At 56.0% G+C, this 22897-nt stretch carries 12 protein-coding genes; 5 read left to right on the plus strand and 7 right to left on the minus strand.

All coding sequences use genetic code 11. From position 1 onward, the window contains the following. Positions 1-12 precede the first annotated feature (12 nt). Both sigW and ppc read right to left on the minus strand, forming a co-directional pair. Positions 13-582, minus strand: coding sequence for an RNA polymerase sigma factor SigW (gene sigW / locus BLR08_RS23295; RefSeq protein WP_072335843.1), 570 nt, complete (start codon positions 580-582; stop codon positions 13-15). A 333-nt stretch (positions 583-915) separates the two neighbouring features. After that, entirely contained in the window at positions 916-3708 is a 2793-nt protein-coding gene (ppc, locus tag BLR08_RS23300) for a phosphoenolpyruvate carboxylase (RefSeq protein ID WP_072335846.1), read from the minus strand. 182 nt (positions 3709-3890) lie between these two features. On the opposite strand from ppc, the gene BLR08_RS23305 reads away from it, so the two are divergent. From BLR08_RS23305 to BLR08_RS23320, 4 genes are all read left to right on the plus strand, one after another. Further along, on the plus strand, positions 3891-6635 hold the full coding sequence (locus BLR08_RS23305) for a CHASE3 domain-containing protein (RefSeq protein ID WP_072335849.1): 2745 nt from the start codon (positions 3891-3893) through the stop codon (positions 6633-6635). A gap of 230 nt (positions 6636-6865) precedes the next feature. Next, positions 6866-7687 carry an SDR family oxidoreductase gene (locus BLR08_RS23310; RefSeq protein ID WP_072335853.1) on the plus strand — a complete coding sequence of 274 codons (822 nt, stop codon included), beginning with the start codon at positions 6866-6868 and terminating at the stop codon, positions 7685-7687. Between the two features lie 534 nt (positions 7688-8221). Next, positions 8222-14017 (plus strand): choice-of-anchor I family protein, encoded by a 5796-nt coding sequence (locus BLR08_RS23315; protein WP_176835590.1) that lies wholly within the window; start codon positions 8222-8224, stop codon positions 14015-14017. 436 nt (positions 14018-14453) lie between these two features. Continuing rightward, the gene (locus tag BLR08_RS23320; protein WP_176835591.1) at positions 14454-15956 is read left to right on the plus strand and encodes a methyl-accepting chemotaxis protein; all 1503 of its coding nucleotides are present in this window, start codon (positions 14454-14456) and stop codon (positions 15954-15956) included. Between the two features lie 211 nt (positions 15957-16167). On the opposite strand, the gene BLR08_RS23325 is transcribed toward BLR08_RS23320, so the two are convergent. The 4 genes from BLR08_RS23325 to BLR08_RS23340 form a co-directional block, all read right to left on the minus strand. Continuing rightward, entirely contained in the window at positions 16168-17046 is an 879-nt protein-coding gene (locus tag BLR08_RS23325) for a copper amine oxidase N-terminal domain-containing protein (RefSeq protein WP_072335863.1), read from the minus strand. Positions 17047-17251: 205 nt separating this feature from the next. After that, positions 17252-17893 carry a response regulator transcription factor gene (locus BLR08_RS23330; RefSeq protein WP_083537463.1) on the minus strand — a complete coding sequence of 214 codons (642 nt, stop codon included), beginning with the start codon at positions 17891-17893 and terminating at the stop codon, positions 17252-17254. Continuing rightward, positions 17890-20067, minus strand: coding sequence for a sensor histidine kinase (locus BLR08_RS23335; protein WP_072335866.1), 2178 nt, complete (start codon positions 20065-20067; stop codon positions 17890-17892). Before BLR08_RS23335 ends, BLR08_RS23330 begins: the two co-directional genes overlap by 4 nt. Before the next feature lie 7 nt (positions 20068-20074). After that, on the minus strand, positions 20075-20887 hold the full coding sequence (locus BLR08_RS23340; RefSeq protein WP_072335869.1) for a hypothetical protein: 813 nt from the start codon (positions 20885-20887) through the stop codon (positions 20075-20077). A gap of 343 nt (positions 20888-21230) precedes the next feature. On the opposite strand from BLR08_RS23340, the gene BLR08_RS23345 reads away from it, so the two are divergent. Next, positions 21231-21926, plus strand: a complete 696-nt coding sequence (locus BLR08_RS23345; protein WP_072335872.1) for an SGNH/GDSL hydrolase family protein — start codon at positions 21231-21233, stop codon at positions 21924-21926. 165 nt (positions 21927-22091) lie between these two features. Here BLR08_RS23345 and BLR08_RS23350 read toward each other — a convergent pair whose 3' ends face one another. Then, a complete protein-coding gene (locus tag BLR08_RS23350; protein WP_072335875.1) occupies positions 22092-22772 on the minus strand; it encodes a TetR/AcrR family transcriptional regulator in 681 nt (226 codons plus the stop codon). Between the last annotated feature and the right edge of the window lie 125 nt (positions 22773-22897).

Here is a 22897-nt window from a genome sequence, read left to right on the forward strand (position 1 = left end):
GTTTCAAAATAACTAGAGGAGCTGCTCTAATTTTTTGCGCAAATATTCACGGCCGCGATGAAGCCTTGTTTTGATCGTCGTAACCGGCATCGACAGCGCATCGCTGATCTCCTGCAGGGACAAATCCTGCAGATACCGCAAAATGACAACCGCCTTATACTTCTCCGGCAGCGCATCAATCGATTCGCGGATCTGGGCCTGCGTCTCCGACAGGGCGACCTGCTGGTCCGGGGTGCGGTCCTGGCTCGCCAGCGTGGCATACCAGTCGCTTCCGCCTTCCCCGTCGCTCATCTCCGCATCCAGCGAATAGCTGATCTTGCGTTTGCGCAGACGGTCGATACACAGATTCGTACCGATCCGGTAGATCCAGGTCGAGAATTTCTGCTGGTCGTCGTACCGCTCCAAATTCGTATAAACGCGCAAAAACGTCTCCTGCACGATCTCCTCCGCCTCATGACGGTTGTGCAGCATCCGGTATGCTAGATGAAAAATCTTATCCTTATACAGCTCCACCAATTCGGCAAATGCCGCCCGATCTCCTCCGCGAGCGAGCTTGGCGAGCCGGGTATCCATGTGATTCACCAACCTACCTCCACTCCGAACGTTCCGCCTCAGCAAGCTAAAAACCGTTCAGATTCTACAGACGCGATAGCGATGCGGGCTTCCGTCCCCGCTCCTCCCGCCTGTTCATAGGAAAAGCATACCAAACCATAGCCCATCCTGTACAGTCTTGTTGCAAAGAAAAGGACCGGCCTTGCGATTAGGATGCGCACCCGGAGGCTCCCGTAATCACCCGAGCGGCAGCCAGCGGCCTTGACGCCGCCGCTGCCGGCTTCGCACGACAAACAGCCGGGCTGGCCCTAAGACCAGACCCCGGCTGTACAAGCGGCTTGCGTCGATGATGGCCGCGGGCTATCAGCCCGTGTTCCGAAGTCCGGCCGCGATGCCGTTAATGGTGAGCAGCACCTCGCGGAGCAGCAGCGGATCATCCTCGCCGCCGTCGTCGCGGGACGCGCGAAGCTCGGCGAGCAGATCGACCTGCATATAGGACAGCGGGTCCACGTAAGGATTGCGCAGCCGGATCGATTCCTGAATGACCGGAACATTGTCGAGAATTTCCTGTTGTCCGGTGATCTGCAGGATCAGCTCGCTCGTCTTGCGGTATTCGTCCTCGATCAGCTGATAGATCCGGTTCGCGATCTTCTGATCCTTGATCATGCTGCCGTATTCCTTGGCGATCAGCAGATCGGCCTTCGCCAGCGCCATCTGCAGGTTGTCGATCAGCCCGCGGAAGAACGACCAGTTGTTGTACATCTCCTTCATAACGGCCAGATTCTCGGGGTTATCCTGATAATAGCTTCCCAGCCCCGTTCCTGCGGCGTACCAGGCAGGCAGCAGGTAGCGGCACTGCGTCCAGGCGAACACCCAAGGGATAGCGCGCAGGTCCTCGAACCGGTCGCTGTTTTTACGCTTGGACGGACGGGAACCGATATTCAGCTCGCCGATCTCCGGCAGCGGCGTCGACTCCTTGAAGAAGGTCATGAAGTCCTCATCGCGGAAGATCAGATCCTGATACTTCTGCTGCGCTCTCTCCGAGATGCCGCGCATGATCGCATCATATTGCTCTTCGGCAGGATCGACTTCCGGGTTACGGGCCCACAAAGCGCTTTTGATCAGCGCGGACGTCGCCTGCTCCAGGCTGCGGTAGGCGATACCCTTGATCGAGTAACGCGAGGAGAGCACCTCGCCCTGCTCGGTGATCTTGATGCCGCCTCCGACCGTATCGGCCGGCTGTGCCAGAATACTCCGGTTGAGCGGCATACCGCCGCGGCCGAGCGCACCGCCGCGGCCATGGAAAAACTTCAGTTTGACGTCATACTGCTTGGCCGCCGCCGTGATGCTGCGCAGCGCCATGCGAAGCTCCCAGTTCGCCGTAATGACGCCCCCGTCCTTGTTGCTGTCCGAATAACCCAGCATGATCTCCTGAAGGCCGTTCGTGCTGTCCAGGCTTCTGCGGTACGCCGGAATCCGGTACAGCGTCGTCATAATGTCCGGAGCCGCGTGCAGGTCGTCGATCGTTTCGAACAGCGGCACCGATTGCAGCGTGCAGGTGACCGAGCCGTCCGGGCTTTGCAGATAAAGCCCCGCTTCCTTGGCGAATACAAGCACCTCAAGCAGGTCGCTGGCCCCCTGGGTCATACTGATCAGGTAGCTCGATATACAGCCGCGGCCGAATTCCGCCTGTGCCTTCTGGATGACGCGATATACGTTCAGGCACTCCTGGGTCGACTCGCTGTACGCCGTATAAGGCGATGTAATCGGACGCGGATCGTTCAGCAGCGAAGTGAGCAGCTCGATTTTCTCCTGCTCGCCTAGCGACGCGTAATCCGGCGTGATGCTCATGCCGGCCAGCACTTCGGCCATCGCCGCCTCATGCTCCTTGCTGTGCTGCCGCACATCCAGGGATGCGAGATGGAAGCCGAACAGCTCGACCTGACGGATCAGCTTTTGCACATAAGCATCCGCGATGAAGTCGGCGAAATGATTGCGCAGGCTGCGCTCGATGATCTGCAGATCGGCCTTGAACTGCTCCGGCGAAGCATACTTCTTCTTGTCCGGCGAGGACGGATTGGCCGTATGGCGAATTTTCTCCAGCATAAAACGAACCTTGATCCGGTAAGGCTCTTTTTCATTGCGCCAGCCTTCCTCCAGATTCAGCTCGACATTCGCCCGGTCCTGCTCGATCGAATCCAGCAGCTCTCCCGTCACTTCCACGATATTTTTGCTGAAGCTCATATGGCCCATCAGTGCCTGCAGCTCTTCCTCGTATTTTGTAAGCGCGAGCTTGCGGTGCATAGTCAGCGTCTGCCACGTAATATCCGAGGTGACGGACGGGTTGCCGTCGCGGTCGCCGCCGATCCACGAGCCGAATTTCAGGAAGGTCGGCACATGCCAGGACTCCTCCGGATAATATTTCAGCAGACAGCGTTCCAGCTCCTGATAAACTTGCGGCAGCACATCGAACAGCGTTTCATCGAAATAATACAGGCCGTTGTTGACTTCGTCGATAACCGTAGGCTTCCTGTCTCTGAGCTCGTCCGTCTGCCAGAGCGTAATCACTTCGCCCAGCAGCTTCTCCCGCAGCTGCTCCCGCTCCCGGTATGTCAGCGTCGGGTTGTCCAGCTCGGCCACATCCTGAGCGATGCGCTGGTGAATGTCCAGCACCGCGCGGCGGGTCGCCTCCGTCGGATGCGCAGTCATCACAAGCTCCAGCGAAATGCCGGAAATCATCTCCTGTACCTCGGTGGCCGAGATATTCAGGCTTTTCAGCTTGCGGATAACATCCTCGATCGAACCGGGCTGCACATTTTCGCCGGTCGAGCGTTCGTAGTCGCGCTTGCGGCGGATACGGTGGTTTTGTTCGGCGATATTTACGAGCTGGAAGTAAATAGCGAACGCCCGCACCACCTGATGGCGGATCTCCGGCGCCAGCCCGCTTATCGTTTCCTTCAGCTCCGCATACATCTCAGGCGAGTATTGGGCCCGCAGCGTTTTACTCATCTCTCTGATTTTCTCTACGATGGTAAACAGCGAGTTCCCGCCCTGATGAATAAGAACTTCGCCCAGAATATGTCCGAGAAACCGGACATCCCGGCGCAGCAAATTGTTCGACGTGTTTTTGTTACTGTTCGTACTTGAGTCCGTCATGGTTCTCCTCCATCCATCTACATGCAAGGTCATAGGCTCTATTTTACCACATCCTCTATCCCGGGGTGTACCCCATTTATGCGGTAAAGGGAAAAAAACATCTATTCCGATTCGAATTGCCGCTGCCGCTGGAACACGCTACAATTAAAGAAAGTCTGTTCGGGTACGGGGAGGAAGCGCGCATGGAAAGACGCGGTCGATTCGGAATTCGGGCAAAAATAGCCCTTGGTTACATCGCGCTTTTGGTTTGTTTGGCTGTTTCGGCCTTTTTACTTATTAATCGGATGTCCTCCCTTCAGCAGGAGCTTAAGTTTATTACCGATCATGATCTGGAAGTCCACACCCTGTCCAACCGGCTGGAGAAGCACATGCTCGATATGGAGACAGGTCAGCGGGGGTACGTCCTCACGGGCAAAACGAGCTACCTCGAGCCCTTCAACAACGGCAAGCAGCAATGGCGGCTCGAATACAATTCGCTTCATGAGCTTGTCAGAGACAATCCTTCCCAGCAGCAGAAGCTGGAGGGCATCCGCGATTCGATCCAGAGCTGGGTCGAAGTCGCCGGAGACGCCGCCATCACACTCAAAGAAGCGGGCAATACCGCAGCGCTGGACCAATTTTTCGCGGACGACCCCGGCAAGAAGAACATGGACCGTCTCCGGCTGCAGCTGGAGGAGTTTCGATCGACGGAAAAGCTGCTGACCCAGAACCGCGTAGTAGAGCTGGAAGCTCATAACCGTTGGATTCGAATTGAAATCTACAGCATCATCGCGGCTGCCGTGGCGCTTTCCTGCATCGTTACCTTCGTCGTTTCCGGCTCCATCGTCGGCACGATCAACCGGGTAGTTGCCAGCATTCGCACTCTGACGTTGTCGGACGGGGATGCCGGCTCGCGAATTACGGTGCGAACGAAGGATGAAATCCGCGAGCTGGCCGATGCGACCAACGGACTGCTCGACCGCATCGAGCAGCGCAACTGGATCAAGACGCAGATCGCAGACTTTGCCGCCTCCCTCCAGGGAATAACGGATGTTCGCCAGCTGACGCAAGCGCTCCTGGACAAGCTTCTGCCGCTACTCGTCATGCCGTACGGCGTGGTGTACACCCGGCGGTACGTTTCGGGCGGATGGCAGCTTGAGCCGACCGCTTCCTATGCGGCGGAGCAAGCGCTTGATAACCTTCCTGTCTACCGGGAAGGGGAGGGACTGATCGGGCAAGCGGCCAAAAGCCGGACTATGTTTGCGATTCACGAAGTCCCTAATCGGCATATCTCGATCGCTTCGGGGCTTGGCGCAAGTGAGCCCCTTCACCTGCTGCTCATTCCCATCCTGTACGAGAACGAAGTACAGGCTGTCGTCGAGCTGGCCTCCTATCAGCCTGCCGGCGAGACGGAGCTTGAGCTGCTGGAGCAGCTCCGCAGCCATGCAGGGGCGGCTATCCATTCCTCCTTGAGCGCTATGGAGCTGAATCGGCTGTATCAGGAGTCGCAGACTATGGCGGAGGAGCTCCAGCTTCAGACCGAGGAGTTGCAGTCGCAGGCCGAAGAGCTGCAGTCGCAGCAGGAAGAGCTGATCGCCGCCAATGACTCTCTGCGCTTGTCGGAGGAGCGCCTGCTATGGCAGAAGCAGGTCCTCGAGCAGCAGCAGGAAGAGATGAAAACCATATCCCGATACAAATCCGAGTTTATGGCCAATATGTCGCATGAGCTGCGCACGCCTCTGAACAGCATGCTCGTCCTGTCCCAGCTGCTCGCGGAGAACAAGGACGGCCAGCTGTCCGCCAAGCAGGTCGAGTTCGCCCAGACGATCAACGGCTCTGGTCATGATCTGCTGCGGCTGATCAATGAAATATTGGACTTATCCAAGGTAGAAGCCGGCAAGATGGACCTGCAGTATGAGCTTTATGCAATCGGGGACTTGATTGAAACGGTAGAACGCAGCTTTTTGCCTATCGCCGAGAAAAAGGGACTTCAGCTCCATGTTCAAGCAAGTGCGAATTTGCCCGATGCAATTTATACGGACGGGCATCGGCTGCAGCAAATTTTGCGCAATCTGCTGTCCAACGCCATCAAGTTTACCCCCATGGGCAGCGTCACGCTTAGTCTTGAGCCGACTAACCTGATTTCCCGGACGTCGGGCGGTGCTGCGGTACCCGGGATACGCTTCTCCGTCATCGATACAGGCATCGGCATTCCATCCGACAAGCTGGAGGTGATCTTTGAGGCCTTCCAGCAGCTCGACGGCACGACGAGCCGCAAATATGGCGGAACCGGACTGGGGCTGACGATCAGCCGGGAGCTGGCGCGCCTGCTCGGCGGAAGTCTGGAGGTCGTCAGCACGCCTGGCTCGGGCAGCTGCTTCAGCCTCTACTTGCCCGTGCAGGCTGAGGATGCCGTCTCGTCTGCCGGCGCTCTCGAGAGAGAAGCTGCGCCGGCGCTCGGAAGCAAGCCTGCTTCCGTAACATCGCTTCCCGCTGCCCCAGGAGCCGGCCAGCCCTCCGCTGCGGCTGCAGTGGCGGCTGCGGACGAAGCGGACGGGCGCGAATTAACTTTTATAGGTAAAACCATTCTGCTCGTCGAAGACGATATCCGCACGGTGTTCGCCATCTCTACTTACCTGGAAGGGCTGGGGCTGCAGCTCCTTTATGCGGAAAACGGATTGGACGCGCTCGAACAGCTGGACAAGCGGCCTGAGATCAATCTGGTCATCATGGATATTATGATGCCCTTGTTGGACGGCTTCGAGACCATGCGCCGCATCCGCAGTCAGGCGCGCTTCAGCCGGCTGCCGATCATAGCTCTCTCTGCCAAAGCGATGAGGGAGGACCATCGCAAGTCTATGGAAGCGGGCGCTTCCGCGTATATGAACAAGCCGGTTGATCTGAATATGCTATCCCAGCAATTGAAATTATGGCTGAGCCGCGCTTAACCTTACTTGCCGGCTTGCCGGCGTCTCTCCCGCTGCCCCTGGCACATAAGCTGCCGGGGGTTCTTGCGTTTACTGCTGTTTGGAGACAGCCGCGAGCGGTTAATACAACGAAAAGCGGCGTATACGCTGTAGCCCTGACCATGGGCGCATGTAAGCCGCCGTTTCATCAAACACTACAAAAGCAGAAGCGAGAATTTAGTTCACTAACCGGAATAAGGGAGGATTAGAGAATGACACAGCCCAAAGATCAGGCCGAAACGGTCTGGGAGCGGCGGTTAAGCGGCAAGGTGGCTTTCATCACCGGCGGAGGCTCGGGGATCGGTAAGGCATCCGCTATTCTAATGGCGCGGCACGGCGCGAAGGTAGGCATTGTCGGACGGACGATGGACGAGCTGAAGGAAGTGCAGGCCGAGATCGAGAGCAGCGGCGGACAAGCTCTCCCGCTTGTTGCGGATATTTCGGTGCCGGAGGAGATCGAGAAAGCCATTGTCCAAACTGCGGAGAAATGGGGAAGACTCGACATCGTCTTCGCCAATGCCGGGATCAACGGCGTGCTGACCCCTATCGAGGACATGCAGGTCAGCGACTGGGAGACGGTCATCAATATCAACCTGAAGGGGACGTTCCTGACTGTCAAATACGCGGTGCCCTACCTGAAGAAAAACGGCGGCAGCGTCATCATCACAAGCTCCATTAACGGCAACCGGGTGTTCTCCAACTTCGGCTTCAGCGCGTACAGTACCTCCAAAGCGGGTCAGGTGGCATTCATGAAGATGGCCGCCATCGAGCTGGCCCAGTTCAAGATCCGCGTCAACGCCATCTGCCCGGGCGCTATCGAGACGAACATCGGGGAGAATACGAAGCAAACGCCGGAGCTTGAGGAAATCCGCATACCGGTCGAATTTCCCGAAGGCAGCCAGCCGCTGGAGGACGGCCCGGGATCGGCGATGCAGGTCGCTCAATTGGCCCTGTTCCTCGGCTCGGACGAATCCTCCCACATTACCGGCACAGACATTTATATCGACGGCGCCGAATCGCTGCTTCGCGGCTGACCGGCTCCTTTTCAGAGGCTGTCCCCTGCTGTATGGCGGACAGCCTCGTTTATTGGATAACACAATATTTGTGACTAATTGAGGTTTCCCGTTGGCTGGAAGCCGAAGTGGTGACGGATGTTCCATGCAAAATCCCCTGGTTGGGTCGCCAGTCGCAAGTCGCCAGTCGGGAGTGTGTTGTACGGTTTTCCGCACACGTCTCCTATTTCGACCACCATACAGGAGCTTTTGTACGGTTTTCCGCATATCTCCCCTATTTCGACCACCAGACGGGAGTATTTGTACGGTTTTCCGCACATCTCCCCCTATTTCAACGCCGGACAGTAGCTTTTTGTACGGTTTTCCGCACAACTCTCCCTATTTCGACCACCAGACTGGACTATTTGTACGGTTTTCCGCACTTCTCCCCTATTGGCCGCCTGACACATCTTTACATCTTTACAATAAAAACATACAAGAACGGCACGGCGTTAACATTCCCTTCTTACACTGGAACAGGATACCTTACCTTAAGAAGAGGGAGTGACTTCGGATTTGAATAAAAAAGGAAAGACTATACTATCTCTGCTATTGGCCGGAGAGCTGATCGCAGGCTCTCTGCTGGCTGGCCAAGCGCCCGCGCGCGCCTCTGAGCCGCTGCCGCCGCCCGTCGCAGGAACGCCTTATACGGCCGAGGGCGGCTATGATGTGACGGTCCCTCATGTATTTATCCAACAGGTGTATGGCGGCGGCTTGTCAGCGGCAGCCGATGCGCCTGTTTCCCACGGCTTCATCGAATTGTACAATCCTACCGATCAGGATATCCCGCTGAACCAGTGGTCGCTTCATTACGCTTACAATGACAAGAAGCTGGCGGCCAATCCCGAAGGGACGACTAGCCCGTGGCAGCAGCTGAACCTTACCGGGACGATCAAGGCCCGTTCTTCCTACCTCATAACCGGCAAGCCAACGGGAGCGGCCGGCGCGGGCCTCAAGGTCGATCTCTCGTCCAAAAGCGATCAGAGCATCGACACCTTTATATACAATAAAGCCATGAAAGTCGCGCTGATGAGCAATCAGGCGCCGCTGACCGTGCCGCAGCCCTTCTCCCCCAACTTGAAGCCGGCCGGTTACGTGGATCTGGTCGGCGCAGCCGATAATGATGCCGAGAGCGCCATCGACGGCTATGAGATCGCCTATCCTACGGGAAGCGCGGAAGGCAAGTCCAAGAAAAAAGGCATTGTCCGCAAAGCATTAACCGACACGGACAATAACCAGGCCGATTTCCGGCAGATCGATTACAGCAGCGCCGATGCGGCCGAGCTGCTCAGGAGCGGCCCGCGGGGCGGAGTGGACGGCGCCTGGCCTTCCGCAGCCGTCGGCGTCTCGACGGACAAGCTGGCCGAAGCCTACGTCGGCTCCCCGTACTCCGTGACGCTGTCCGCTTACGGAGGCAAGCCTCCTTACAGCTTCCATGCGGAAGGGCTGCCGCCAGGGTTGTCGCTCGACAGCGCCGGCGGCCATATCCAAGGTCAGCCTATGGCAGGTACGGAGGGCACGGCAGCCGTTACCGTGACGGTGTATGATAGTGCCGAGCCGCGGGCGCGCGGCACTCGTCTGCTGCCCTTGACCGTGCAGCCGGCCAAGCCTGCGCTTACTCCGGACAGCTTAAAGCTGGAGAAGATCGCCCACTACCAGGTCGGCGCTTCGAATAAAGACGGCGGCGTGGCCGAAATCGTCAAGTACAACAGCGACAACCGCAAGCTGTACATCGTAAGCGGGTCCGCCAATCCGCCCAGCCTGGACATCGTGCCTTTGACCGCCGGAGGAACGCTTGCGAAGGAGAAATCCGTGATGGTCAAGGAGCTTGCCGAGCAGAACGGCTTCCTCTTCGGCGACCTGACCAGCGTTGATGTGAATACGGCAACCAAGCGGATCGCCGTGGCCGTTCAGCATGCCGACCCGATGCAAGGCGGCAAGATTCTGCTGCTTGATTATGACGGAAATCCGGTTCAAGCCTATGATGCCGGCGTCCAGCCCGATATGGTGAAATTTACGGCTGACGGCAGGTACGTGCTGACGGCGAACGAAGCGGAACCCCGATCCGGACTGGAGGACCCTGAGGGAAGCGTCACGATCCTCGATACGCAGGAAGGCTCCGTGGTGCATGTAAAGTTCGATGATCCTGCGGTCATCGACGAAACGGTTCACATACGCGGAGCCGCAGACCCGGCCACAGGGATCATCACGGGAAGCGGAAGCAAGGCCGATGCCATTCGGGATCTGGAGCCGGAGTACATCGCCCTGTCTGCCGATGAAAGTCAAGCCTATGTATCCCTGCAGGAAAATAATGCGATCGCCGTGATCAATATAGCCAAGAAGAAGGTAACGGCCGTGCACGGACTCGGCTATAAAAATTTCAACGAGGCTCGCCATGCTCTGGATCTCGTGAAGGACGGAGCCATCAAGCTGGAGAACGCTCCTTTCTACGGCATGTACATGCCTGACGGCCTTGCCGCTCATCAGATCGGCGGCAAAACTTATCTGTTCACCGCCAATGAAGGAGATGCCACGGAATGGCCCGGGAAGACCAATGCTATCAAGCTGGGCAAGCTGAAGACCTCTCTGAACCCGGATTCGGAGGCCGCCCTTTTCCTCGCCGGGAAAACAGCGTATGACAATCTGGAAGTTGTCAGCGATATGGACAAGGATGGCGTATACCTGTACGGGGGCCGTTCCTTCTCCATCTGGCATGCCGACACCCTGGAGCAGGTTTATGACAGCGGCAGCGATTTCGAACGGATTACCGGGGAACGCCTGCCGGATTATTTCAATGCCAGCAACAGCAAGACGGAAATGGACGACCGCAGCACGAAAAAAGGACCGGAGCCGGAATATATCGCTGTCGGCGAGGTTGGCGGCAGGGTGCTGGCCTTCACGGGACTCGAGCGGATCGGCGGCGTGATGACCTATGATGTCACGGACCTGGCCCAGTCCCGGTTCGTGAACTATATCAATACGCGGGATTTCCAAGCCGGCCTGCATACCGACACCGGTCCGGAAGGCTTGGAATTCATCCCGGCGGCGGACAGCCCTACAGGGTTGCCCCTGCTGCTCGTCGCCAATGAAGTGGGCGGTACGATCGCCGTGCTCGAGCTGAAGACGCCGCGGATCAACCTGGATCAGACAGCGCTGAGCCTTCGGACCGGAGAGGCTGCTGTTAAGCTGAACGCCTCTGTGCTGGGCGGGTCCGACTCCGGTCTTGTCTGGCAATCATCCAGCCCGGCGGTAGCCCGTGTCGACCAAACCGGACATGTGACGCCGCTGTCCGGCGGCAAGGCCGTGATTACTGTCCGTACGGCCGACGGCTACGCCGAGGCTCAGGCGGTCGTAACGGTTGCCGGCCCATGGAAGCTGACGGTCATGCATACGAATGATACACATGCTCATCTGGCTGATGCGGCCCGGCGCGCCACCCTGGTGAACCAGATCCGCGAGGAAGGCGGCCGCAGCCTGCTGGTGGATGCCGGCGACGTATTTTCAGGAGACTTGTATTTCACCAAGTGGATGGGGCTGGCCGACCTGGAGTTCATGAATCTGATGGGCTATGACGCCATGACCTTCGGCAATCATGAATTCGACCAAGGCACGCAGACACTCGCCGACTTCATCCGCGGAGCGAGATTTCCGCTGCTCAGCTCGAATATCGATTTTCAGGAGGATCCTGCGATCCGTCCTCTGCTGCGCGCGCCACGGGTGCTGGATACGCTGACTGCTCCTTCGGCCGATCACGCCGGCGTATATCCCTACATCGTGCTTGATGTAAACGGTCAGAAGGTCGGGGTGTTCGGGCTGACGACCGAGGATACGAAGGAAACCTCGAGTCCGGGCAAGCTGGTCGCGTTCCGCCCGGCCAACGACGCTGCGGCGAAAACCGTGCAGGCCCTTCAGGCTGAAGGCATTCAGGTCATCATCGCCTTGTCCCATCTCGGCTACAACCGGGATCGGGAGCTGGCTGCCGCCGTACCGGGCATTGACGTGATCGTCGGCGGGCATACGCACACCAAGCTGGAGGCGCCTGTCGTGCTGACAAGCGAGGGGGCTGATCCTACCGTCATCGTGCAAGCCAACGAGTGGGGAAAATTTCTCGGTCGTCTGGACGTAACATTCGACGAGCAGGGCGTCGTCATGACCGGACCGGAGCAGCTGCAGGGACGGCTTATCCCGGTGGACGCTTCCGTCGCCGAAGAGCCGGTCGCCAAGAGCAAGCTGAAGCCTTATAACGACGAGTTGGAGCTGCTCAAGCGGCAGAAGATCGGACAAGCCGGCGTGCTGCTCGACGGCAAGCGCGAGCATGTCCGCTCCCGCGAAACGAACCTGGGCAACTTCATCGCCGACGGCATGCTGGCCAAAGGCAAGGCGCTGAAGCAGGCGAACGTCGCGCTCATGAACGGGGGAGGCATCCGCGACTCCATCCAGCAGGGCGATATTACGATGGGGGCCTTGCGCACCGTTATGCCATTCGGCAATACGCTGTATGTGCTGGAGGTAACCGGACAGCAACTCAAGGCCGGATTGGAAAATGGCGTCAGCGGCGCCAAGCTGGCCGATCTCCCGGGCAAATTCCCGCAGGTCGCCGGCATGACCTTCAAGTGGGACCCGGCTCAGCCGGCTGGGCAGAAGGTATATGATATCCGTATCCAAGAGGGAGACGGCTATGCGCCGTTGCGGCCGGACGGCACTTACCGGATCGCCACCAACAGCTTTGTCGCGAGCGGCGGGGACGGTTATGCTTCGTTCGCCGAGGCGATCGCTCAAGGCCGGTATCATGAGGATCTCGGTTACCCGGATTATGAGAACTTTATCGATCACATGAACTCGCTCGGCGGAATCATCGCCCCGTCCGTCGAAGGCCGGATTGTCGAGCAGGCCAAGCCTGCTACAAACACAGACACAGATTCCGATGAAGAAGACACCGATACGACCTCCGGCAATGGCAGCAGCAGCGGCTCCGGCACGTCAGGCACGGGGACGGGGACGGGCGCGGGCACTGGCACGCCAACGTCTCCTGAGCCAAAACCGAACGCCGAAGGCAGCGTCCATAAGGCCGAATTGCCGGCCGGAGCGGCCGTTATCACACAGCAGCGGGATGCCTCAGGGCAAATGATTACATCGGCAGTCATCGGCTCCGAGGAGCTGAAGACGGCCTTAGCGCAAACGGCGGCCGGAGCCGGCAGCGGCCAGCAAGCGGAACTGCATGTTCGCGTTCCGACCTCCGGGCAAGCCGAGGTCTCCCTGCCTGCCGAAGCGCTGGCAGCGGCCAGAGGCCAAGCAGACCGCACGGTTATCGCGATTCATACGGAAACGGCCAGCTATCAGCTTCCGCTGCATATCCTGAAGCTGGACCAGCCGGAATGGCAGGGCTCCTTGAATCAAATGTCCGTTCATGTATCCATCAGCCCCGTTCGCGGAGAGCAGTTGCAGCAGCTCGAGCAAGCTGCAGGGGCGCTCCATGGCGACGCTGCGCTGGTAAACGGCACGGCCATCCATTTCGAGCTGACGCTCCGGGAGGGCGGTCAGTCGAGGAGCCTGAATGACTTTGGCCAAACGTATGTCACACGCTCCATTCGTCTGCCTTCCCTGAGCGGGATGTCTTCGGCCACAGGAGTGATGTACGATCCGGCTTTGGGCTATCAATTCGTGCCGGGGGCAGCCAAAACCGTCGACGGCCGGCCCGTCTTCGAGCTCAAGCGTACCGGCAATAGTATCTACACCGTGTTGAACTACAAAAAGTCCTTCGCCGATCTGCAAGGACATTGGTCCCGAAGCGAGGTGGAATCTCTGGCCTCCAAGCTTATCGTACAGGGGGCAAACGACACGGATTACGCGCCCGACCGTACGATTACGAGAGCCGAGTTCACAGCTCTGGTCGTGCGCAGCCTCGGTCTCGCCGCGAACGGAGACGCGTCCTCTTTCACCGACATACCGGCCGATTCCTGGTTTGCCGGAGCTGTCGGAGCAGCCGTTAACCTGGGGCTGGTCGAGGGGCAGACGCCGACTCTCTTTGCGCCGGATGCACAGATTACGCGCGCGGAGATGGCCGTTCTGATGATGCGCGCCATGCAGTTCGCAGACCGCACCTTGTCAGCCCCCCGTACGCAGGCTGAGGCCGCCTTCACGGATGCCTCCAGCATTCCGGACTGGGCGCAAGCATCCGCTGCATGGCTGGCAGACCAAGCGATTTTGCAAGGAGATGCAGCCGCAAAGCTGGCGCCTGCCGAACCGGCCACCCGCGCCGAAGCTGCCGCTGTTCTGCTTCGCGCCTTGAAGAAGCTCGGCTTCGTCAGCTGAGGTTCCATCACGCGATCTGAACCGGCAATTATATATAGGTATGGCCATCCCTCGCGGGATGGCCATATTTTCTATTCGTTTTGCCGGTCATATGCCCGGACGTCTCTGCTCCCTCCATCCTAGATTCCAGGAAATCATCCCCTCTCCCCTAGTAATTCCACTTCTTGATATAGCGGTCATCCTGCGGACTGCCGTCCAACCAAGAAAATTTCTTTACTGGTCCTAGAACATTGGCATATAATGACTTTATTCGACATATTTCTCGATTAATTTGACATTTTTCGAGCTTTCCTAAAAAGGGGTGGATAACGAATATTGGCGATAACGATTTGCGTTTTGCTAGGTTAACTACAACTTTTGGAGGGTACATATGAAAATCTCGACATTATTGAAGTGCATCGGCATCTCGTTTATCCTGCTGTCGGCTCTGCTCCTCGTGTCCGCGTTTTTGCTGCGGGCAGACTACCTGAATTTCAAAGAGGCCGTAAACAAACAGGCGGAATTCAAGCAACTCGGATTTGATTTATCCAATTCATCCGATTATTTGACTAACGAGGCCAGGCAATATGTCCTATTCAGGGATAAGGTCCACTACAACAATTATTGGCGAGAAGTTAACGAAACCAAATCGCGAGACCGAGTTATCGCAAGGCTAGAAGAATTAAACGCTCCCAAAGAAGAGCTCGACTTCCTCCAAGAAGCAAAAAATAAGTCCGAAATTTTGGTCCAGACGGAGAACGCAGCGTTCAAAGCCGTTGAGCAAGGCGACCTTGATAAAGCGCGTAACCTGATGTTTGACGAACAATACGCCACAAGCAAACAAAGTATTTCCGGGCAAATTCAAAAGTTTCAGGATAAAATGAATGCGCGTGCGCACAAAGAAACGCTTTCCGCTGAAAGCTCTTTCTACAGATACCTGTATGTGGTGATCGTTATCATTTGTATCGTTGCCGTCTGCATGCCGGCTTCCGTATTCCTGCTTATCCGAAAGCTGCGTCCGCTGAATCTTGTTCTGGATAAACTTCGTGAATTGTCAGAAAATAAAGGCGATTTGACCGTGAGGCTGCCGGATTTGGGGCGGGATGAAATTGGCCAGCTATCCAAATCCTTTAATATCATGCTGGAGAATTACCGATCTTTCATGAGCCATATTCGGGAATCTGCTCATCATTTAGGTGCGGCTTCCCAGCAAATTTCCGCTTCAACGGAAGAAATTGCCGCAGGTAGTGTGAGTCAGGCTACAGAAGCCCAAAGCATCAACGAATTGTTAAAAGAGCTTTCCACCAGTATGGAGTCTATTGCGAAACATTCGGAAGAAGTTGCCGGTCTTTCCGATAGCACAGCGCAAAAAGCCACGGAAGGCAATACGATTATCGGCAATTCGCTGGAGGCGATGGAGCAGCTGGAGAAACAGGTGACGAAACTTACTGAATATTCCGACAAAATCGGACAAATCACGGAAGTGATCGATGAGATTGCCGACCAAACCAATCTTCTCGCCCTTAACGCCGCGATAGAAGCGGCCCGGGCCGGCGAGCAGGGACGAGGCTTTGCGGTCGTCGCCGATGAAGTACGAAAACTTGCCGAACGCAGCACCCAAGCTACGAAAGAGATTACTCATATTATTAAAGTGATGCAGGATCACATTACGAAAAGCTCGCATTCGGCTGCTGAAAGCATGTCGAATTCCCGGAAAAGCGGGCAAGCGTTCGATCATATTCTGAAGATGGTCAACGACGTCGCGGCCAAAGTGGCGGAAATCGCCGCCGCTACGGAAGAGCAGACTGCGCAATCGGTTGTTATCCTCACTTCCGTGGAGACCATTGCGGCAGGCAGCGAGGAATCCGCTGCCGCTTCCCAGGAAACGGCGGCCGCCACGCAAACCTTGGCCAAGCTGTCCGAGCAGTTGAATACATCGGTTTCCGCATTCACTTTGTAAATCCTATCCTAAGCATAAAGCTGCTGCCAATCAGCTTGTTTTCACCCTGATGACCTCTTACTCTCTGGGGATCACTTCCGGGAAAGCTTTCAGGGCACCCTCAGCAGGTGCCCTGAAAGCAAGGAAGGAGGTTCATTTTTTCGCGGGCTGCGGCAAGGCAAGCCCATGATTTTCCGACTTACTATTCCGTACTTCCGTTCGGGCGCTTTCACTATTCCTCGTAAACAATAACGGATGTCGTCTCGCTTTCCCACTCCACAACAGCTTTCAACGATTCACTAATGAAACGAACCGGCACAACCGTATTCCCTTCCGTTATGGAAGCAGCTACTTCCAATGTCACTTCTTTACCGTTTACATAAGCGGTTGTACTATCAATGAACAGCTTCACGGTGATCCCGTCACGTGTGACAGTTACAGAACGCTCCTCCGCATTCCAGCTAACTTCTGCTTTCAGAGCCTCGGCGATTGCCCGGAAAGGTACCAAGGTGCTGCCTTCGCGGATGAAAGGATGAACTTCCATAACAGGCTCCTCGCCATTCACATATAAAAGCACGCCTTTTTTTCCCAATTTTTTATACAACTTACCGAGCTTCTTGTAGGAATCGATGTTCTTCAGGTTAGCTTTCACTGCATCCTTTTGAGCGTAAACAGCATCCGTTACGTTGCCCTGCTTGTCCAATACATCGGCAGCAGCCGAAAGTGCGGCATCCTTCTCTACGATGGCTTCCAATTCAGCTTTCTTCTCGGCGCTAAGCGCTGCCCCATATTTGACCAAAAGCTGTTCAGCAATAACAGCTCCAGCCGGCTTGTCTTTTACATTTTCAATGGCATGCAGCAGCCCTTTATAACCATTTTTCCCTTCTTTTCCATACGTGCTGTCGGTAACAGAGTTTACGCCTTCTTGCTCAGCCGTGCTTTTGCTCTCTTTTTCTTTCGCTGCATCCTTTTCAGGTGCTTTAGACGTTACGGAAGCCTCCTCTTTTTTAACGTTATTTGCATTATCGGACTTCGCAAACACAGAACCAGTCATCAAACTCGTTGCAAGGACACATGATGCGGCGATCACCCATGACTTGTTCACTTTCATTTTTAACAGCTCCTTAGGTTTTCTAATAGAATACTGCCATAAAATTCTCTTTTCTTTGACCGTTTAAGGGGGTGTATTGATAATATTGGCAAAAAAGCACGGACCGGATGGTCGTGCTTCTTGTTTGGAGGAGTTAGGAAGCCTGGTGGAACAAGTCCCTAGTCGGTCTCTGCGTTGGGATAAGGTTGTGCGGAAAATAGTCGGGTCAGTCTCCGCCCTTCGCCTTCTCTACCATTCGTACCGCTGCGGCCCGATCTGCGGCGTGCAGTTTATTCAAGATGAGCGTTACATAGTTCGACACCGTCTTCGAGGATACATCCATTCGCTCCCCGATTTGCACGTTGGTGAGGCCTTTCGTGAGATAATTGAGCACTTCTTTCTCACGAGCGGTTAATTGCGAGAAGCTGTCCAGATGCGATAAAGGCCGGGTGGCAAAGCTTATCAGCCTGGTCGCTACCTCCCCGCCGAAAATGGCTTCACCCGCCGCAACTGCGCGGATGGCCCGCAGTATTTCATCTTTATCGGCGTCCTTCAATATGTAGCCTCTCGCCCCGGTTTTCATAGCGGCCATCACAGAGGCGTCATCCTGGTACATGGATAAAAAAAGAATCTGCACGCCGGGATACGCTTCCTTCATGCGACCCGCGGCTTCGACGCCGTTCATATCCGGCATGCGAATATCCAGCAGCACGACATCCGGCATCGTCTCTCCGCATAGCGCGAGCGCCTCGAGTCCGTTCGTCGCTTCTCCGACAACCTCCATGTCATCCACCGTCTCCAGAATCGTCCGGACGCCTTTGCGATACATCGGATGATCGTCGGCGATCAAAATTTTCAGCATGCTCATTCCGCTGCCCTCCAATCCGCACTCAGGCTGAGCGGCAGCCAGGCCGATATCCGGGTGCCTCCGCCCTCCGCCGGCTCGATGCTGCTTCGGCCGCCGAGCTCTGCAGCCCGTTCCCGAAGCGAGATCAAGCCGACTCCGCTTTCCTGCCCGCTCGCCTTCCGTTTATTCGACGCAGCTATTCCCACGCCGTCGTCCATGATCTCCACATACAGCTCCTCGCTATGCGAACCCGCCCTTATATCCAACGTCACCCGGCACAAGCCGGCCTGCGAATGCTTAAAGGCATTGACCATCGCTTCGGACACGATGCGGTAGGCGGCAACTTCGACGGCTGCCGGCAAAACCGGAAGCGAGCCCGGAGCCGTCACTTCCATCTTGATGCGCTTAGGGTCGCCTCCCCCTTGCGTTTTCCCCAGACGCATAAACCGCCCCGCGAGCTGGCGGATGGCCTCGACCAGCCCGTACTGATCCAGCGCCGGAGGGCGAAGATTATGGACGAATTCGCGAATGTCGGCTACGATGGCGCGAATGTCGGTTTCCAGCTCGGACACAATAGCCGCAGCCCGCTGCGGGGACTTGCTCATAAACGCGCCGGCCGCGGACGCACTGAGCGCAAGCGATGCGAGCCGGGGGGCGAGGTCATCATGCAAATTGTTCCGGATCGAACGCCGCTCCTCCTCGCGCGCGAAAATCAGCTTCTCCCTCGACGCCTGCAGCTCCTGCATTAACCGGCCAATATCCAGCGATTGCTTCAAGCCCTGAACGATTCTCGACGATTCTCTGACCAGCAGACGAAGCTGCTTGAGATCGGCCGAGGTCAGCGGCTCGTCAGGCGATCGCGGAGAGACGTACAGACTGCCCAGCTCCTCTCCTCCCATCACAAGCGGGAAGCGCACCGGCCGCATGTCATTGGGCATCCCCGCTGCGGCGGCCTCCCTCTCGCTCCCGTTCACCAGAATCGTAACGGAGGCGTACGGAAGCTGCAGCATCTCCTTGATTGTCGCAACCACGGAGCCAAGCACCTTCTCCGGCATGTACGGCTCCGCCAGCCGGTCTCCCAGACCGATCAGGAACTCAACCGGATTGCCCCGTTTGCCGTATACAATCCGATTGATGAACGTTTCCATCACAGCTTTGAGCGGAGCAAACAATACCGCAACAACGCCTGTCGCAATTAAAGAAAATATACGGCTTTCCGTTCGAAACACCAGTGCGAGATACCAAACCGTTGCCATATAGATGCCGAATAAAACAACGAGCAGCGCCGCATAAACGAAGGTTCTGCGTACAACCGGCGGAACGCCCCACAGACGATGCTTCAGCAAAGCAGCGCCGAGCGAGATGGGAATGGGCAGCATAACCAGCCTGATCGTCAGATCCAGCCAATATATATCGCTCTTATAAAGCTGCGGCCAGATCAGGAGCAGCAGATTCACGCTGATTAGCCCCAGAAAAGCTCCGACAAACCCGTATGCTACCTTGCGGATCGCTTGCCTGGCTTTTTGCGCGGCATTCTCACGATATTGCGTGATCTGGCTGTAGGCAAGAGCGCCATAAAACACGACAAGCCAGCATAATGACAACCCGAGCGGCCAATTGTCGATATGTACAACCGGATAGGGCACATAATCGGGCAGGTTCCGGGCGGCAAGCGCAAGTCCTGCGGTCCAAGCCAGCCACTTGCGGGTCACCCTGCCGCTTGGAAACAACAACGCGAAGCCCGTCAAGCCGACCATCGACGCGACTTGCGCGATGTGAACGAGAATTTCCGATCCTTCCCACAGCTTGACGACCAAATCACCGAATGCAAAGGCAACAAGTGTAAAAGCGGCGATGGAGCCGACTTTATCCAGCGGCTTCAGCAGCAAAATGAACGCGGCTACGAGCGCATAGCAGGAGAACAGGAACATATTGATTCCGACATGGAGTGCCGCGGCGCCGCTCCACTCGACCGGCATTACGCTTATGCCCGCCTCCATGCATTTGCCCGCCTGGCCGCTGTAGCATGTATGACTCAGGTATTCATAGAAAAAAGGCAGCGATGCCAGATAAAAAACGATCAAGAACAGCACGAGTGCAACGCTTCCCGAATACAACACGAACAGCCACCGCGGATGGTGGCTGCTGGACATATCGGATGGCTGCAGGTTTGGCAGCGGCTGGACTCCCTTCATAAAAAGCTCACCTCGACCGTTTGCTATAGATGGCAACTCCGGCATAAACTGCTCCGAATACAAAAGAGGCTATGCCTCCCGCAACGCCCCAGCTTCCCGGATGGTCCGGGACTGCCAGAGCGGAAGCGCCGAGATACACATAGACTAGGCTCACGATAAGGGCAAGCGCAAGCGCGCCCGGACGCCGAGACGATGCAAGAACGCCGCCGAACAGCAGCGTTATGAGCATGGCTGCGTGCTCCCCCCAACGGAACTGCTCCTCCGTCTCCGCGACCTGCTGTATGGCCGCTTGCACCACTACCGGCAGCAGGACGAGCGCAGCGGCCGCCGTAAGCCCAAGCAGAGGCCGATTGTAACCGCCCGATGGCCCTAGCCTGATAGCGGAAGCCCGATTGTGAAAAAACGTATATAATATCGTAAGTATAAGTAAAAACATGACAAATATAAAGACCTTTTCAAGCGCCATCTTCGGTGCGGTCACCGCAAATACGACCAGAAACGCCAGATGACCCGCGGCGTAGAAATAAAGCAGCATCGGCTTCTCGAACGGCCGACGGAGCAGCGCGATCAGACTCCCTCCGAACAGGATGGCGAGCAGCGCTCCATGCGAAGCCGCAAGCCAGCGATAGGCATCGGGAAGAAACGTTTCGCCGCTGCAGCCGCCGCAATCCGACGGCACCCACGGCTCAATGGCCTCCGTCGCTCCCTGCAGGATAAAGAAATCCGCCAAAATAAATACCAGAGCCACGAAAACGAACCCGATACGCTTCCAGCGCTTCGGCTCTGCCCCCCGATTCGAAGCCAGTTCCATCATGCTCAACTTATTCATCCCCCTATACCGCGATAGAGCCAGTTTACCTTCCGGCATTCCATCCCGGATAGAGGATTGTTCCCGACTATTCGGGAAATGGCTTCGGGAAATGCTATTCCTTTCTGTTCTACTCCTTGCTTGGCTCGATTTCCTCTACACGATCATAACCCATTTCCTAATCTAATTATTTCATTATAATTAATAAAAGGGCGCAAGATCGAGAAGGTTCCTTGCGTTTCGATACAAATCCGATCGCAGTGGGTGGCAGCGCTGGATTCCGCCACCTTGGACTTCTGGATGCAAGGCCGCTGCTGGCCCGTATTGAAAATGAAGAAACGGAGTGTAAAAAATAATGATCAACATAAGGAAATGGCAGGATCACCCGGAAAACTCGTATCGTTTCATTGCTTTTGGCTCCAGCAACACCGAACTGACGTGGTCAAGCGCAGGACGGCATAATTGGGTGGATTGGCTCGGCATCAATCTGCGCGAACAAATCGGAAGGCATGTTTGCATCGTCAATCAAGGCATTGGAGGGGAAACAAGCGACGATCTTGTACGACGGCTCGAGAGAGACGTGCTGTCTTTACAGCCTGCGGCCGTCATTATCACAATCGGGGGCAATGACGCCGTACGAGGCATGCCGATCGAACAGTACGCGGAAAATATACGCCGAATTTGCGTGGCCCTAAGGGGTATTGAAGCCGAGCCTGTGCTGCAGACTTACTACTGCCCGCTGTTTCATTTGTTTGAGGCAGGTTTCCGGCATTCGTTCGAAAACATAGTGCAAACGAACCGTGCGTTGGCCGCCGAGATGCAGCTTTCGCTGTTCGATACATATAGCCGGTTCGAACCATTCTATCGAAACGAACCCGAAACGTACGAGAAACTGATGATGGACAGACTGCATGTCAACTATCTTGGAAATCTATTGATGGGCATGTCCATATCAGCCGAACTTGGTCTTCCCAATCTGCAAATTCCAGAAGACATTAAGGCAGAAGCTGATTGGTTGTGGGGGCGGATGAACAGGTGGTGCGGAAAGTAGGTGGCTCCCTCCCTATCCTACATGCTGACAGATGAAGACCCGCGGACCCGCGGGTCTCTTTCTTGTATACGAAATCCCCTTCGGCAGCCTACTTTTTTGCTGCCAAAAGCATGATTTGCAGTTTAATGCGAGCTTCCATTCGTCGAAACATCTCATGACTCTCAACTACTTCTCCTGCTCCTTGATCACCTGCTCAATCCCTAACAGAATCAGCTTCAAGCCGAATTCAAACGCCCCATCGGACCCCATCAACTCGAAAACCCCGCTCTTGTACATGCTCCGAAACAGCCCCGCCTCAGCCTCGCTCATGGAGTCCAATAGACGGTTCATCTCGCCGCTCGGAAGCCCTCCCTGCTCCTTAACGATAGCGGACACATTGCGCTGATGCTGGTAATCGTCCAGAACAAAATAGAAGACATAATTCAAAAGCGTAAGAAGCACTTGAAACTTCTGCTCTTGCTTAAGCGATGTCGAATCCACGCAGAGCAGCGTACGGTTGGTGAACCGGATATAGTCGGGCTCGTGGGGCAGTGTCAGCATCATGAGCTGCGTGGAGCAAGGATACCGCCCGAGCACACGGCGTACAGTTACCGCAAGCTCTGACAGCTGCTCCTTCCAGTCCCCATCGGAGTGGAACTCCTCCAGAATAATTTTCGACACCTGATTGGCGAGACGCTGATAGAGGTCTTGCTTGCTCTTGAAATACCAGTACAGAGAAGGGGCCTGAATTCCCAGCCGATCGGCCAATCGTCTCATGCTGAATTTCTCGATGCCCTCTTCTCCAAGAAGCTCCCACGAGGCTTCCAGTATCTTATCCTCCGAAATCTGAGGCTGCTGCTTTTTCATTGGTATCCGCCCTTTTGTCTAACAGTGTAAGTTTCTTCTTTACAGGTTCATAAGTTCATGATATCATCTAACACTGTAAGATTCAAACTAACACCGTAAGATAAAATCTAACATTGTTAGACAAA

Source organism: Paenibacillus sp. cl123, assembly GCF_900101595.1.
In the GTDB taxonomy this organism is placed as follows: Bacteria; Bacillota; Bacilli; order Paenibacillales; family NBRC-103111; genus Paenibacillus_G.

What these genes read in the sequence shown, in the direction of transcription:
- ppc (WP_072335846.1), bottom strand. Translation starts at nt 3,708, where the DNA reads ATGACGGACTCAAGTACGAACAGTAACAAAAACACGTCGAACAATTTG.
- BLR08_RS23305 (WP_072335849.1), top strand. Translation starts at nt 3,891, where the DNA reads ATGGAAAGACGCGGTCGATTCGGAATTCGGGCAAAAATAGCCCTTGGT.
- BLR08_RS23310 (WP_072335853.1), top strand. Translation starts at nt 6,866, where the DNA reads ATGACACAGCCCAAAGATCAGGCCGAAACGGTCTGGGAGCGGCGGTTA.
- BLR08_RS23325 (WP_072335863.1), bottom strand. Translation starts at nt 17,046, where the DNA reads ATGAAAGTGAACAAGTCATGGGTGATCGCCGCATCATGTGTCCTTGCA.
- BLR08_RS23330 (WP_083537463.1), bottom strand. Translation starts at nt 17,893, where the DNA reads ATGAGCATGCTGAAAATTTTGATCGCCGACGATCATCCGATGTATCGC.
- BLR08_RS23335 (WP_072335866.1), bottom strand. Translation starts at nt 20,067, where the DNA reads ATGAAGGGAGTCCAGCCGCTGCCAAACCTGCAGCCATCCGATATGTCC.
- BLR08_RS23345 (WP_072335872.1), top strand. Translation starts at nt 21,231, where the DNA reads ATGATCAACATAAGGAAATGGCAGGATCACCCGGAAAACTCGTATCGT.
- BLR08_RS23350 (WP_072335875.1), bottom strand. Translation starts at nt 22,772, where the DNA reads ATGAAAAAGCAGCAGCCTCAGATTTCGGAGGATAAGATACTGGAAGCC.